At 69.0% G+C, this 14,802-nt stretch carries 13 protein-coding genes and 1 pseudogene; all 14 read right to left on the reverse strand.

The genetic code is table 11. The features are described 5' to 3' along the window. A pseudogene (locus AB0K37_RS22990) lies at positions 1 to 583 on the reverse strand (DNA-directed RNA polymerase subunit beta); the annotation flags it as partial. Between the two features lie 530 nt (positions 584 to 1,113). Next, a complete protein-coding gene (locus AB0K37_RS22995; RefSeq protein WP_363984276.1) occupies positions 1,114 to 2,226 on the reverse strand; it encodes a hypothetical protein in 1,113 nt (370 codons plus the stop codon). Next, positions 2,223 to 2,711: a hypothetical protein gene (locus tag AB0K37_RS23000; protein WP_363984278.1), complete on the reverse strand. Its 489-nt coding sequence runs from the start codon at positions 2,709 to 2,711 to the stop codon at positions 2,223 to 2,225. The genes AB0K37_RS22995 and AB0K37_RS23000 overlap by 4 nt, the downstream gene beginning before the upstream one ends. A gap of 10 nt (positions 2,712 to 2,721) precedes the next feature. After that, positions 2,722 to 4,197 (reverse strand): MlaD family protein, encoded by a 1,476-nt coding sequence (locus tag AB0K37_RS23005; RefSeq protein WP_363984280.1) that lies wholly within the window; start codon positions 4,195 to 4,197, stop codon positions 2,722 to 2,724. After that, a complete protein-coding gene (locus tag AB0K37_RS23010) occupies positions 4,194 to 5,516 on the reverse strand; it encodes an MCE family protein (protein ID WP_363984282.1) in 1,323 nt (440 codons plus the stop codon). Before AB0K37_RS23010 ends, AB0K37_RS23005 begins: the two co-directional genes overlap by 4 nt. Continuing rightward, positions 5,513 to 6,781 (reverse strand): MCE family protein, encoded by a 1,269-nt coding sequence (locus AB0K37_RS23015; protein WP_363984284.1) that lies wholly within the window; start codon positions 6,779 to 6,781, stop codon positions 5,513 to 5,515. Before AB0K37_RS23015 ends, AB0K37_RS23010 begins: the two co-directional genes overlap by 4 nt. 15 nt (positions 6,782 to 6,796) lie before the next feature. Then, the gene (locus AB0K37_RS23020; protein WP_363984286.1) at positions 6,797 to 7,873 is read right to left on the reverse strand and encodes an MCE family protein; all 1,077 of its coding nucleotides are present in this window, start codon (positions 7,871 to 7,873) and stop codon (positions 6,797 to 6,799) included. Then, the gene (locus tag AB0K37_RS23025; RefSeq protein WP_363984288.1) at positions 7,874 to 8,905 is read right to left on the reverse strand and encodes an MCE family protein; all 1,032 of its coding nucleotides are present in this window, start codon (positions 8,903 to 8,905) and stop codon (positions 7,874 to 7,876) included. Then, positions 8,902 to 10,206, reverse strand: a complete 1,305-nt coding sequence (locus AB0K37_RS23030) for an MCE family protein (protein WP_363984290.1) — start codon at positions 10,204 to 10,206, stop codon at positions 8,902 to 8,904. Before AB0K37_RS23030 ends, AB0K37_RS23025 begins: the two co-directional genes overlap by 4 nt. Before the next feature lie 6 nt (positions 10,207 to 10,212). Next, complete coding sequence (locus AB0K37_RS23035) at positions 10,213 to 11,061, reverse strand: ABC transporter permease (RefSeq protein ID WP_363984292.1); 849 nt, start codon at positions 11,059 to 11,061, stop codon at positions 10,213 to 10,215. Then, complete coding sequence (locus AB0K37_RS23040) at positions 11,062 to 11,913, reverse strand: ABC transporter permease (protein ID WP_363984294.1); 852 nt, start codon at positions 11,911 to 11,913, stop codon at positions 11,062 to 11,064. Continuing rightward, entirely contained in the window at positions 11,913 to 13,037 is a 1,125-nt protein-coding gene (locus AB0K37_RS23045) for an ABC transporter ATP-binding protein (RefSeq protein WP_363984296.1), read from the reverse strand. The genes AB0K37_RS23040 and AB0K37_RS23045 overlap by 1 nt, the downstream gene beginning before the upstream one ends. A 635-nt stretch (positions 13,038 to 13,672) precedes the next feature. Further along, entirely contained in the window at positions 13,673 to 14,062 is a 390-nt protein-coding gene (gene rplL / locus AB0K37_RS23050; protein WP_363984298.1) for a 50S ribosomal protein L7/L12, read from the reverse strand. A gap of 55 nt (positions 14,063 to 14,117) precedes the next feature. Beyond that, positions 14,118 to 14,681 (reverse strand): 50S ribosomal protein L10, encoded by a 564-nt coding sequence (gene rplJ, locus AB0K37_RS23055; RefSeq protein WP_345178445.1) that lies wholly within the window; start codon positions 14,679 to 14,681, stop codon positions 14,118 to 14,120. Between the last annotated feature and the right edge of the window lie 121 nt (positions 14,682 to 14,802).

The raw sequence follows: 14,802 nt of genomic DNA on the forward strand, positions 1-14,802 counted from the left end.
GCCAGGCACCCCGACTCGGGATCACCCGGCACCCGTAGATGTCCTTGTCCGACGCCTTGTCCAGCGCCCGGTCGAAGTACACCCCCGGCGAACGCACCAGCTGCGAGACCACGACACGCTCGGTGCCGTTGATGATGAAGGTGCCCTTGGGGGTCATGAGCGGGAAGTCGCCCATGAACACCGTCTGGCTCTTGATCTCACCGGTGGTGTTGTTGATGAACTCCGCCGTGACGAACATCGGGGCGGAGTAGGTCATGTCCTTGTCCTTGCACTCCTCCACGGAGTACTTCGGAGGCTCGAACCGGTGATCCCGGAACGACAGGGACATGGTCCCGGAGAAGTCCTCGATCGGACTGATCTCTTCGAAGATCTCCTCCAGCCCCGACTGCGTCGGGACGCTCTTACTTCCGGCCTTCTGGGCCGCCTCGACCCGGGCCTTCCACCTCTCGTTGCCCAGCAGCCAGTCGAACGAGTTGGTCTGCAGAGCAAGGAGGTCCGGGACTTCGAGCGGCTCCTTGATGCGCGCGAAGGAGACGCGGTTCGGACCGGTTGCGGTATTCGAGGCGTTGCGCGAGGCTGCCAAGAGTGGTCCTTCCGAGGGCTCGCGGCGTAACAGATGACACGCACGCCAGACGATCCACGTTCGAGACCTGCTCAAAGAGGTCCAAACCGGACCCTCATAGGGGCCTGAACCGGACCTTCACAGGTGTGCTCTCACACGTGGATAGTCAGAGGGCAGCGCAAAGGGGCAGTGTAGCCGAACCGGTACACCGCTCGCAACTCTAGCGCCGCAGTATGCATCACGTTGCCATGGAGCATCGCCCCTCAGCGCCTCTCAGTCAAGAGCGGACTTGGACTTTTCAGGCCCTGACCTGCAGTGAGGAAGGCCATAGTTTAGGGATCCGGGTTGACAGCCCGCGAACCGCCCACGGCGGCGGGTCGCGCGCCCTCGGACCGCTCGACCCGCGGCCTCGTCTAGGCGCGGCCCGAGGGGGTTAACAGCGACTCGTCCATGCGCCGTGGCAGCCGTCCGGAAGACTCCGGGAGAGACCGGCGTCCGGGCCCGGACGGACGGGTGCCCGGCACGAGACCGACGCCCGGCGCGTGCGGCGGCTAGGAGAGGACCGTGAGCTCAGACGCGAGCCACTTGCCGTCCTTCTTGACCATCGTCAGCTTGATCCGCAGCGGCTCGGGGAGGCGCTGCTGCTTGTCGGTCTTGGTCGCCGACGACCGGTTGGCGTAGACGAGCGCCACGACCTTGTCGGGGGTCGCGCTCACGACGCCGACCTTCATCACGGTCGTGTTGGAGACGGCCTGCTGCTGGACGGCGACGGTCTTGAGCTGCTGGGCGAGCTTGTCGTACTGGGTGTGCAGCTTGCCCGTCGTGGTCGCGGACGCGGCCTTCAGGTCGGTGTCCAGCGTCTGGTAGTCGTACGAGGACAGCTTCTGGGCCGCGCGGGACGCCGCGAAGGAGGCCTCCTTTGACGCCTGCTCGGTCGCGTCCTGCTCGCGGACCTTCAGCGCGAGCGCCGTGGTGCCGGCCGCGAGCGCGACCGCCAGGACGACCAGGACCGCGATCACGGTCGACCTGCCGCCCAGCCGGGACCGGCCCGCCGGCTCGTCGTCGTCCTCGGCCTCGTCGTCCTCGGCGGGCTTCTTGAGGTTCAGACGCTTGGTCCTGGTGGCCTTGGCGGGCTTCGCGTCCTCGCCGTCTTCCTCGCCCTCGGCGTCTTCCTCAGCCTCGGTGCCGTCCTCGGCCTCGGCCTCGGCGTCTTCCTCGGCCTCAGGGGCCTTCGTGGTCTTGGCGCTCTTCGCAGCCTTGGCCGTCTTGGCCCTCTTGGTGGCCTTGGCCGTCTTGAGGGACTCGGTCTCGTCCTCTTCGGCCTTCACGTCGTCGTCGCCGACGGCCTCGTCGGCCGTCTCGGCCGCTGAGTCGTCCCCTGCAGCATCGGCGCCGTCGGACGCGACTTCAGACGCCTTCCCGCCACGACGGGGCTTCTTGGGGGACTTGAGGGCCTTAGAAGTCTCCTCCGGGACGTCCCCTTCGGGTGTCTCGGGCTCCTCGGGCTCCTCGTCCGCCGCGGCCGCTTCGGCGGCGGCCGCCTCGTCCGCGGCGATCTGGGCGAGGCGCGCGGCCTCCCGCGCCTTCGCGGCGGCCTCCTCCGCCCGGCGCGCCGCCTCGGCGGCCTCCTCGGCCCTGGCCGCTCGATCCGCCTTGATCGTCACGGGACAACCTCCAGTCCGGACACGAGCCAGCGGCCGTCGACCCGCGTGAGGTCCATCTGGTACCGGTAGCCCTGCGGCGTACCGTTCTGCACCTTGTCGTTGGTGACGGTCCCGGTGAGGGACACCATCACCTCGGCGGAGTCGCCGTCGATGGAGACCAGCGCGGCGTCGACCTCACTGACCGTCGACCTGGCCTTGGCCTTGGTGATCTGCTGCATGAAGGCGTTCGACTGGCTCCCCAGCTTGTTCTTGAGGTCGCCGGTGGTGCCGCCCACGATGCGGTCCAGGTCGCGCTGGGCGGTGGCGGCGTCGAGCGACATCAGGTTGACGCCCATCTGGCGCGCCGACTGGATCGCCTTCGCCTTCTGGTCGGCCTCGTCCTTGTTCCTGAGGGAGACCACGCCGAGCCAGCCGGACGCGATGGCGAGCCCGACCACGACGACGCTCAGGACGATCGCGGTGACGAGGGGTAGACGGCGCCTCATCGTGTCCGCCTCACTGGCTCAGCGGTCCGAGCAGGAGCCACTTCCACGAGGATTCCTCTCCCAACTGGCGTGTACCGGCGCTGCGCGGCATGACGTATCGCTTGCCATCGGGGCCGTAGACGGCGCCCGTCGCTGGATCGTATCCAGCGAATTCGACTGAACCGGCCGGATACGACAGGTACAGGTTCCCGCCCGCGAGCTGGCCCGTCGGAGCCTCCGCGGCCTTCGCCTTGCTCTTGCCGGAGCCCTTGGCGTCCGTCTTACCGCCGTCGCCGTCGCCGCTGCCGTCGCCGCGGGTGCCGTACGCACCGCCCTCGGGGAACCCGGCGCCGGTGGTCGCGCCCGGCGGGACCTGCGGGAACGGCGCGATGGCGTCGCGCGGGAAGTTGCGGGCGCCGCGTACCGCCGTGGGCGCGTTGCCGGGCGCCTTGCAGCCGACGTCCAGGCGCGGCTTCTTCTTCGAGGTGTCCTGCGGCCAGCGGTGCTTGACCTTCTCGTAGCCCTGGGTGCAGGCGGGCGGCCCGTCGATGTTGAGGTCGAGCCCCAGGTGCTGCGTCCCGTCCCCGGGCGTGACGGTGAACGCGCCCGCGACCGTCACCGGGTAGAGGATGAACAGCGACCGCAGGCCGGCCTTGCGGGACGCGATGACCTGCCCTGTGGTGGTCAGGTTGGCCAGCAGGACGGGCAGCGTCGGCGCCAGCTGGTTGATGGCCTGGTGGGTCTCGTTCACCGCGCCCGGCGCGCTGTCGATGGTCTTGCGCAGCGCCGGGTCGTCGTTGCGGAGCGAGGTGGTCAGCGCGTTCAGATTGCGGGCGAAGCCCTGGATGTTGGCGCCCTGGCCGCGCTGGGTGTCGAGGACGGTCACGCTGTTGTTCAGGAGCCGCTCGGTGTCGGGGTAGGCCTCGTTGGCGGTCTTCAGCAGCCGGTCGGTGTCGTCCAGGATCGACTGCAGGTCCGAGGCGGAGCCGGTGAACGCCTTGTTCAGCTCGTCCACGATGATGCCGAGATCCTTGGTGTTCACCGACCCGACGAGGGAGTCGACGTTGCGCAGCAGCTCGGCGGTGGACACCGGCAGCGTGGTGCGGCTCCGCGGGATGGTGTACGGGTCGCCCTCGTCCAGGTAGGGCCCGGACTTCGTGGTCGGCTCCAGGTCGATGTACTGCTCGCCGACCGCCGAACGGTTCGCCACGACGGCCTTGGTGCCCTCGCGCGGGATCCGCTTTCCGCGCTCCAGCAGCAGCTTGACGCGGATGCCGTCCTTGGTCAGCTCCAGGGGGCCGACGCGCCCGACCGGGACGCCCCGGTAGGTGACCTCGGCGTTGGTGAACACGCCGCCGGAGTCGGTGAGGTCGACGTAGGCGACGTACTGCTTGCCGAGCAGGTCGCGGCCGATGCCGATGTAGTTGACCGAGACGATCGCCACGCCGACGACGGTGATGACCGCGAAGGCGATGAGCTGGACGATGACGCCGCGCTTGAGGATCACGAGAGGCCCCCCGTCATCAGGGTCCGCAGACCGCCGTCACCAGGGTCGGGCGCGAGCGCTCCCGGCCGTCCCTGACCGTTCGCGCCGGCCGGCTTCCCCGGGGTCTGTGTGGTGCCGCCGGGAAGCCCGGGCAGCCCGCCCTGGCTGCCGCCGCCCGGCGTCTGCGGCAGGACGCCCAGCGGGGAGTCCGGGAGCGTCACGTTCGGGACCTGGAGCATGCCGCGCATCTGCTTGCCGCTGCCGAGCAGCCCTTCCAGGTCGGTGCCGCCGAGCAGGTTCTGCGCGATGGACTCGAAGTCCAGGTCGACCGTCAGCCGCACGTTGCCGTAGTCGCCCGCGATGACGTTCTCGAACGTCGAGGGGAACGGGAAGGTGATCAGCGTCTCCAGCGACTTCGGCAGGTCGGAGCCGGCCTTGTTGAGGTTGCGCAGGATCGTGTTGAGGTCCCGCAGGTTGGCCAGCATGTCGGCCTTGGACTGGTTGATCACGTAAGTGGTGGTGCGACTGAGCTTGTTCAGCGCGACCAGCATCTTGGTGAGATCGGCGCGGTTGCGGTTGAGGACGGCGATCGCGGGCCCCGTCCGGTCGATGGTGTCCTGGATCGTCTTGCGCTCGGCCGACAGCTTGCCGGTCAGCCGGTCGATGCTGTCCAGCGCCCGGGTGATCGCGGCGCGGTTCTGGTCCAGCGTCCCCGCGAAGGTGTTCACCCGCTGGAGCACCGACTTGATCGTGGACTCCCGGCCGCCGATCGCGGCCTGCAGCTCGTGGCTGATCGTGGAGACCTGCTCCAGGCCGCCGCCGTTCAGCAGCAGCGACATCGCCGACAGCACCTCTTCGATCTCGGTGCCGCGGGAGGTGCGGTTCAGCGGGATCAGGTCGTCGTCGGCGAGCTCTCCGACCGGCGCCTCGTTCTTCGGCGGTTCGAGCTGCACGAACTTCTCGCCGAGCAGGCTGGTCTGGCTGATCGTCGCGATCGCGTTGTCGGGGAGCTTGACGTCGCCGCGGAACTTGACCGTGACGACGGCGTGCCAGCCGGCGCCCTGCCCGCCCTGCCCGCTCTGCCCGCCGGGCTCGCCCGCCAGCTCGATCTTCTCGACCTTGCCCACCGACACGTCGTTGACCTTGACCGCCGACTGCGGGACGAGGTCCAGCACGTTCGCGAACTCGATCTTGACGGTGCGCGGGTGCGAGCCGAGGTCGGGCCCGCCGGGCAGCGGCAGCGACTCCACGCCGTTGAACGAGCAGCCCGACAGGGCCGTCACGCCCGCGAGCGCCGCGGCGCCGAGCAGCCGCGCCCTTCTGATCGACCGCCTGCTCATCGGCCACCTCCAGGCAGCAGCGCCGTGATGTCCGTGGGCTTCTTCTGGGTCCCGGTCGCCGCGGTCTTGTTCGTCGTGCTCGTCTTGCCGGGCCTGCCCTGCGGACCGTAGGCGTCCGGCGGGATGGGCACCGGGTCGTAGTGCGTGGTCAGCGCGGTGATCCAGGACAGGTCCAGGCTGAACCCGGTCAGCGCCTTGCCGATCCCGTTGTACGGCGTGACGAAGTCGAGGCACTCCTTGGCGGGCGTGCCCACCGAGTACGCCAGCGAGCAGATCCAGTCGGCCAGGTCGTGGAACTGGCGGAAGTTGTCGCGGGTGTGGATCGTGCCGCTGATCGGGTCGTAGGCGCGGGCCAGGTTGTTCACGGCGAGCGGGCCGGCGGTGAGGATCTCGGCGAGCGCGCCCTTCTCCTTGACCAGCACGCCGGTGATCTGCGCGAGCTGCCGGACGTTGGCGGCCAGCTCGGTGCGGTTGCCCTTGACGAACCGCTGCACGTTCCTCAGCGTCGGGGCCAGGGTGTTGAGGGCCGCGCTCAGCTCCTCCTTCTCCCCCGCGAGCTGCCCGGAGACGCCGTTGAGGTGCCCGGAGAACGACTTGATCTGCTGGTCGTTGGCCTTCATCGCGTCGGTGATGATCCGCAGGTTCTTGATCGTCTCGGCCACGTCGCCGCGGTCGGTGCTCAGCGTGCTGAGCGCCTTGGACGCGTCGGCGATCGTCTGCCGGATGTCCTCGCCCTGCCCGTCCAGGTTCGCCGCGCCGACCTGCAGCAGCCGCGACAGCGAGCCCTGCCGGCCGTTCGCGCCGGGCGCGTTCGCGCCCTGCGGGCCGAGCGCCTGGGACAGCTCGTTCAGGCTCCCGCCGACCTCGTCGACCTCGACCGGCACCGCGGTGCGGTTGGTGCCCAGCGTCGCCCCGTCGGCCAGGACGGCGCCGCCCTTGTACACGGGCGTGATCTGGATGTAGCGGTCGGCGACGAGGGTCTGGTTGACGATCACGGCCTGCGCGCCCGCGGGGACCTTGTACTTGGCGTCGTACCTCAGCTCGACCTTCACCGCGTCGCCGACGGGCTCGACGCTGGTGACCTCGCCGACGGGGATGCCGAGGATGCGGACGTCCGCGCCCTTGTACAGGCCGACCGCCTTGGTGAAGTACGCCGTCATGTGGCGCTGCTTCGGCTCCTGGAGGACGAGCAGGAGCACGGCGGCCAGCACCGCGACGGCGAGGATCGCGCCGCCCAGGCGGAGGATGCTCGTGGAGTTACGCACTGGTGACCTGCCTGCTCACGGGAGGAAGGGCAACGGGTTGTCGCTGTTGCCGGTCTTGCCGGTGCCGGGCGATCCGCCGCCCGGCCGGGCGCCCTGCCTGTTCGTCGTCGCGCCTCCGCCGGACGGGGGGTTCTGGATCGAGGCGGGGATCGGGATCAGGTTCTGGATCCACGAGTCGAACCAGCGGCCGGTGCCCGTCACGTCGGAGAACTGCCGGGCGAACGGCGCGAACAGCTGGAGGATCCGGTCCAGGTTGTTCTGGTTCTTCAGCAGGATCCGGTTGACCTCGGCCAGGTTGTCCAGCATCGGGCGCAGCTGCTTGTCGTTCTCGTTGATCAGCGCGTTCACCTGCTGCGACAGGGTCACGGTGTTGATCAGCAGCTGGTGGATGACCTCGCGCCTGGCCTGCACCGCCTGGAGCACCTTGTCGCCGTCCTGGACGAGCTTGGCGAAGTCCTGGTTGCGGTCGGCGAGCAGCTTGGAGACGTCCTTGGCCTTGCCGGCCAGCTCGTGCAGTTCGTCGTCGCGGGACGCGACCGTGTTGGACAGCCGGCGCAGCCCCTGCAGGGAGGCCCTGACCTCCTCCGGGGAGTTCTTGAAGGTGTCCGACAGCACGTCGAAGGACTTGGCGACCTGCTGCACGTCGATCGCGCCGACGCGCTGGCTCAGCTCGCTGATCGCGGGGACGACCTCGAACGGGGTGTGGGTCCGCTCGATCGGGATGTTGCGGGCCAGCCGGCCCCGCCCGCGCGGGTTGAGCGCGAGGTAGTGAGCGCCGAGGACCGTCTTGATCTTGATGTCGGCCTCGGTGCGGTCGCCGAGCCGCACGCCGTCGTCGACCCGGAAGGTGACCTTGACGTGGTCGCCGGCCAGCTCCAGCCCGGTGACCTTGCCGACCTTGACGCCCGCGATGCGGACCTCCTCGCCGGCCCGCAGCCCGGCCGCCTCCCGGAACGCGGCGGTGTGGGTCCTGCCGCCGGAGATGAACGGGATGTTCTCCAGGTTCATCGCCAGCACCACCAGCACGATGATGATCGCGAACGCGGAGAGACCGATGGGGACCGGGTTGCGTTCCCGGAACGGGATCCTCATCTACTTGCACCTCGCGTTCTCGTTCACGATCGCCGGCGTCTGGTAAACCGGTCCGCCCGGCAGCCGCACCCGCGCGTCGAGGCCGCAGATGTACATGTTGAACCAGGAGCCGTAGGAGGAGATGTTCACCAGCCCCTCCAGCCGCTTCGGCGTCCGCTGCAGGCCCGCGTCGAGCTCCTTGCCGTTCGCGTCGAACGTGGCGGTGAGCTTGCGCAGCCCCGCGATGTCGTCGCGGAGGTCCGGGCGGGCGTCGGCGAGCAGGTCCTGGGTGGTGCCGGTCAGCTCGTTGATCGCCGCCACCGAGTCGAAGATCGCCCGGCGGTCCCCCGACACCCCGCTGACGAACCCGCGCAGGTCCGTGATCAACTGGTTGACCTCGGTGTGCCGCTCGTCGATGGTGCCGAGCACGGTGTTCAGGTTGTCGATCACCTGGCCGATGACCTTGTCCCGGTCGGCGAGGGTGTTGGTCAGCGACGCCACGTGTGCGAGCAGGCTGTTGATCGTCCCGCCCTCGCCCTGGAGCACCTGGACGATCTGCATCGCGAGCGTGTTGACGTCCTTGGGCTCCAGCGCGCGGAACAGCGGCCGGAACCCGTTGAACAGGGTCGTCAGGTCCAGCGCGGGCGTGGTCTGCGCGATCGGGATCGTCCCGCCCGGCCGGAGGTAGTCGTTGGCCTGGCCGGCGCCGTCGGTCAGCGCCAGGTACCGCTGGCCCATCAGGTTGCGGTACCTGATCTGGGCCTTGGTGGACGAGGGCAGCCCCGCCTTGAACACGTCCTCCTTCTGGAGGCTGAACGTCACCTCGGCCTTGTCGCCCTGGTACAGCTCGATGTGCTCGATCTGGCCGACCCGGACGCCGGCGACGCGCACGTCGTCGTTGTCGAGCAGGCCCGTCACGTCCGAGAAGATCGCCTTGTAGGTGGTCGTCTCCCGGAACCGCATGTTGGAGATCGTCATCGCCAGCACGCCGGTGGCCAGCGAGGTGACGACCACGAAGATCCCCAGCTTGATCGCCGCACTGGTCGTCCTCACTTGACCGTCACCACCGATCCGTCGCCCAGCAGCGGCCCGAACATCAGCGCCGCGACGTCGGACAGCTGGTCGGCGCGGGTCCGCGTCACCGGTCCGAGCACGTTCTTGATCTTGTCCTTCTCGCTCATCGAGCCCGGGTCCACGAAGACGTTCGACAGCGCCCGGCCGCGGCTCCCGCCGCCGTTCGGGTCGTCGGGGTTCTTCCACCACAGGTCGTCCTGCGTGCCGTCCAGCGCCAGGTAGGTCGGGGACGGGACCTTCGGGTTCGGCAGCCCGTAGCAGCGCGGGTCGCGCTGGTCCTTGGCCTCCGGCTTGTCCAGCGGGTACTTGTAGCCCGGCACGGGCTTGACGATCTCGATCGTCAGGTTGAAGGTCTTGGATCCGTTGCCGCCGGCCACCCGCTGGGACTCCGGCTTGAGCTTCATCAGCCCGGCGAACACGCACGGCAGCGACGGCGAGTAGCGCGCGACCAGGTCCAGCCCGTCCCGGTTCGCGATGTTGAAGCCGATGATCTTCGGGGCGTTCTGCCGCATGAACACGTCGCCGTCCTGCGCCAGCGCGGTCGTCGCCGGGATCAGCTGCTCGATCGTCGCCTTCTTGTCGGTGATCGTCCGGCTGGTGACGTTGAGGTTGCGGAGCGTCTGCAACAGGTCGGGTGCCGCGGCGCTGTAGATGTCGGAGACGTCGGCCAGACCGTTCAGGTCGTGCACCAGCGTGCCGAGCTGCGGGTTGACCTTCCGCAGCAGCTCGTCGGCCTCCTCCAGGTTCCGGCCGATCTGGTCGCCGCGGCCCTGCAGCGCCGTCGCCAGGGCGTTCAGCGTCGCGTTCAGTTCCGCCGGCTTCACCGCCTGCAGCAGCGGGAGCAGGTCGTTCAGCACCTTGTCGATCTCGACGGCGGCCTGGGAACGGTCCTGCTGGATCACCTGGCCCGAGCGCAGTCCGAGCGGGCCCGCCTGCGCCGGGGCCGCCAGGTCCACGTACTTCTCGCCGAACAGCGTCTTCGGCAGCAGCCGCGCCTGGACGTTGCGCGGGATCAGCTTCGCCTTGCCCGGGTCCAGCGCCAGGTGGAGCGTCGCCCCCCGCGCGTCGGCGTCGGTGCCGCGCACCTCCCCGACGATCAGACCGCGGATCTTCACGTCGGAGTGCGGCAGCAGCTGCAGCCCCGCCCGCTCCGTCCGCACCTTGACGTCGAGCGTCGGCGTGAACGCCTTGTTGTACAGCGCCACGGTCAGCGCGAGCAGCAGGATGATCACGACGACCATCGACGCGCCGAGCACCCGGTAACGCAACCGTTCACTCATCGGTGATCACCCCGCGATCCTGACGCTGGTGGTGGTGCCCCAGATCGCCATGCCGAGCATCAGGTCGACCACGTTGATCACCACGATGCTGGTGCGCACCGCGCGGCCCACCGCGACGCCGACGCCCGCCGGGCCGCCGGAGGCGTGGTAGCCGTAGTAGCAGTGGATCAGCATCACCAGCACCGCGAAGACGATCACTTTTCCGAACGACCACAAGATGTCGTACGGCGGTAGGAACAGATGGAAATAGTGGTCGTAAGTGCCGGTCGACTGGCCGTAGAACATCGTCACGATGACCCGGGTCGCGCCGTAGGAGGCGAGCAGGCCCACGATGTACAGCGGAATGACCGCGATCATTCCGGCGAGCATCCGGGTGGTGACGAGGAACGGCATCGACGGGACGGCCATGACCTCCAGCGCGTCGATCTCGTCGGAGATCCGCATCGCGCCGAGCTGGGCGGTGAAACCGCAGCCGACCGTCGCCGACAGGGCGAGCGCCGACACCAGCGGCGCGATCTCGCGGGTGTTGAAGTAGGACGCGACGAACCCGGTGAACGCGGCCGTGCCGATCTGGTTCAGCGACTCGTAGCCCTGCAGGCCGACCTGGCTGCCGGTGAAGAACGTCATGAACCCGACGATCACCACCGAGCCGCCGATCACCGCGAGGCCGCCGGTGCCGAGGCTCACCTCGGCCAGCAGCCGCAGCACCTCCTTGCGGTACCGGCGCAGCACCCGGAACACCCACGCGAACGCGCGGGCGTAGAACGACATCTGGTGGCCGAAGTCGTCCAGCCGGTCGAGCGGCGCGCTCACCACCCGCCGGGCCGCCTTGCCCGTCTTGCCAGGGGCAGCCATCTACATCCCCTTCGACGGGACGAACTGGAAGTACAGCGTGGAGATCAGGAAGTTCTCCAGGAAGAGCAGCATGAACGTGATGACGACGGTCTGGTTGACCGCGTCGCCCACGCCCTTGGGCCCGCCCTTGGCGTTCAGGCCCTTGTACGCGGCGACCAGGCCCGCGGTGATGCCGAAGACGAACGCCTTGAACTCGGCCTGCAGCAGGTCGGGCAGCTGCGCGATGGCGTTGAAGGAGGCCAGGTAGGCGCCGGGGGTGCCGCCCTGCAGCATCACGTTGAAGAAGTAGCCGCCCAGCAGGCCGACCACCGAGACCAGCCCGTTGAGGAACAGCGCGACGAACGCGCAGGCGAGCATCCGCGGCACCACCAGGCGGTGCAGGGGGTTGATGCCCAGCACCTCCATGGCGTCGATCTCCTCACGGATCTTCCGGGAGCCGATGTCGGCGCACATCGCCGACCCGGCGGCGCCCGCGACCAGCAGCGAGGTGACCAGCGGGCTGGCCTCCCGGACGATCGCGACCACCGCGGTGGCGCCGGTGTAGGACTGCGCGCCGAGCTGCCGGATCAGCCCGCCGACCTGGAGGGACAGCACGCCGCCGAAGGGGATGGCGACCAGCATCGTGGGGACGACGGTGACGCTGACGATGAACCAGGCCTGCTGGATGAACTCGCGCCACTGGAACGGCCACTGGAACAACGCGCGGCCGGTGTCCAGGCACAGGGCGAAGAACCGTCCCGGTTCCTTGATCGCGACGTTGGCCGCGCCGTCCCCGATCTTGCGGAACGTCGCCGAAGAGCCCCCGCCCTTCCTTGCCCCTCGCTGGTCCGCGCCGATACCAGGAGTGGACATCAGTAGCCTGCACCCGCTCCCGGCCGGCCGGGCGGCGGGGTGCCGGGGAACCCTCCCCCGGGACCGCCGGGCGGCGGACCGGCGGGCGGCATGCCGCCGGGCGCCCCGTGCGCGCCGCCGGCGGGAGTGCCGACGGGCGTCATGGACGCCACGTACCGGGGCCACTCCTCCACCCAGTTGCGGCCGAGGTCGTCGACGAACGAGCCGGGCGGCGGCGTGACGCCGTGCGCCGCGCACCACGCGCCGGGCGCGTGCATGCCGGCGCGGATCAGCCCGTTGCTCGGCATCTGCTGCGGCGGGATCGGCGGCAGCTTGCCGGGGTCGTGGCCCATCTTCGCCTCGGCCTCCAGCTCGGACTCGTCCTTCTCCTCGGACATGCCGATCGGGCCGATCTTGCTGGCGTTGAGGAACTGCCGGACGACCGGCTCCTCGCTGGACAGCAGCATCTCCCGCGGCCCGAACATCGCCAGGTGCCGCTGGTAAAGCAGGCCGATGTTGTCCGGGAGGGTGCGGGCGGTGTTGATGTCGTGGGTGACGATCAGGAACGTCGCGCCGATCTGCGCGTTGAGGTCGATGAACACCTGGTTGAGGAACGCGGTGCGGACCGGGTCGAGGCCGGAGTCCGGCTCGTCCACCAGCAGGATCTCGGGGTCCAGGACGAGCGCGCGGGCCAGGCCGGCGCGCTTCTTCATGCCGCCGGAGATCTCGCCGGGAAGTTTGTGCTCGGCACCGAGAAGACCGACCAGGTCCATCTTCTCCATGACGATGCGCTTGATCTCGGACTCGGACTTCTTGGTGTGCTCGCGGAGCGGGAACGCGATGTTGTCGAACAGGTTCATGGAGCCGAACAGGGCGCCGTCCTGGAACAGGACGCCGAACAGCTTCCGGGTGTCGTACAGCTGCGACTCGGGCAGGTAGGGCAGGTCCCTGTCGCCGACCCAGATGTGCCCGCGGTCGGGCTTGAGCAGCCCCACGAGGGACTTCAGGAAGACCGACTTTCCGGTGCCGGACGGACCCAGGAGAACGGAGATCTCACCTGCGGGAATGGTCAGCGACACGTCCTGCCAGATCACCTGGCGGCCGAAGGACTTCGTCAGGCCCTCGACTCTGATCTCGACGCCCACTCGTCACCTTTCGTCCAGGCCGGGGGAATCCCGAACCAATGAGCGAGTAGCACTCAGGCTCTTTCTGTCGTCACACCGCGTTCTGTCTCCACGCCGCGTTCCGTCGTCACACCGCGTGTCCGCCGCATTGCTACCGTCCGGTAGCCGTGACGGGTGCCACTACCGTAGCGGCCCCCCGTCCAAATGGAAGGGGTTCCGACCCAGATCAGCGGCTAAATGCGACGTTGTAAGACAATCGTTACTTACGGCGTCTATGAGACTAGTGGTCCAAGAACCGGAGCCTCAAGACCGGGGGTGCCGGGGACGGCCGCGACCCTGCGGCCCGCCGCACTGCGGGGACGCGAGCGGCCGGGTGTGGCCACAGCGTCAGACGGGACGCTACGCCGCGCGCGGGAAGCCGCACAACCCGCCGGGGCACACGGTTTCCCGCAGGTGTTTGTCACCTCAGCACAGAAAACGGACCTTCCCGGCATCGTCGGTCTGCGTTCCGCGACAAGGCCATCCACCGGCCGCCTGCCGGGGCGCCGGCCCGGCCCGCGGGCGCCCGCGCGAACGCAAGGAGGCGGCCGCCCCATCGGGGTGACCGCCTCCTGGAGAGCGGTGGAGCCGCGCGGGCTCCGAGCTCTGGAGCGTCGTTACTTGACGGTGACCGAGGCGCCGGCCTTCTCCAGGGCCTCCTTGGCCTTGTCGGCCGTCTCCTTGTTGACCTTCTCCAGCAGCGGCTTCGGCGCGCCGTCGACCAGGTCCTTGGCCTCCTTGAGGCCGAGGCTCGTCAGGGCGCGCACCTCCTTGATGACCTGGATCTTCTTGTCGCCGGCACCCTCGAGGATGACGTCGAACTCGTCCTGCGCCGGGGCCTCCTCGCCACCGCCGACAGGGGCGCCCTGGCCCGGGGCCACGGCCGCGACGGGGGCGGCGGCCTTGACGTCGAAGACCTCTTCGAACTGCTTCACGAACTCGGAGAGCTCGAGAAGGGTCATCTCCTTGAAGGCGTCGAGCAGGTCGTCGGTGCTGAGCTTCGCCATGATGATTCCTCCGCTATGGCTTGTGATCTGGGGTGGTACGGGAACCGCGGGTTGCCTACTCGGCGGACGCCTCGGCGGCGGGTGCCTCGGCGGTCTCGCCCTCGGCCTCGCGCTTGGCGCGCAGCGCCTCGGCGAGCTGGGCGGCCTGCGTCGGCAGAGCGTTGAACAGCGCGGCGGCGTTGGCCATCGAGCCCTTCATCGCACCGGCCAGCTTCGCGAGGAGCACCTCGCGCGACTCGAGGTCCGCCAGCTTGGTGATCTGGGCCGCGTCCATCGACTGACCGTCGATGAAACCGCCCTTGATCACCAGCATCGGGTTCGCCTTGGCGAAGTCGCGCAGGCCCTTGGCGGCCTCGACGACGTCGCCGCGGACGAACGCGATGGCCGACGGGCCTTCGAGCAGCTCACGGAACTGCTCGTCGACACCGGCCTCGTTCGCGGCGCGCTTGGTCAGCGTGTTCTTCACCACGCGGAACCGCGCGGTCTCGCCGAGGTTGTCGCGCAGCTCCTTGACCTGCGCGACGGAAAGCCCGCGGTACTCGGTCAGCACGGCGCCGTTGGAGCTCTCGAACTCGTCCTTGAGCTCGGCGATCGCCGCGTCCTTGTGGGCCTTGGCCATAGCCCTCCTTCCGATTACCTGGGTGGTCCGATCCACGCCGCAGTCCGCGGACGAACTGGGGCGCCGATCCACCAAAAAACGCCCCGGCGCAGGCGCACGGGGCGTCCAGGCACGGCACGGA

Source organism: Actinomadura sp. NPDC049753 (assembly GCF_040674655.1).
Classification (GTDB): Bacteria; Actinomycetota; Actinomycetes; order Streptosporangiales; family Streptosporangiaceae; genus Spirillospora; species Spirillospora verrucosospora.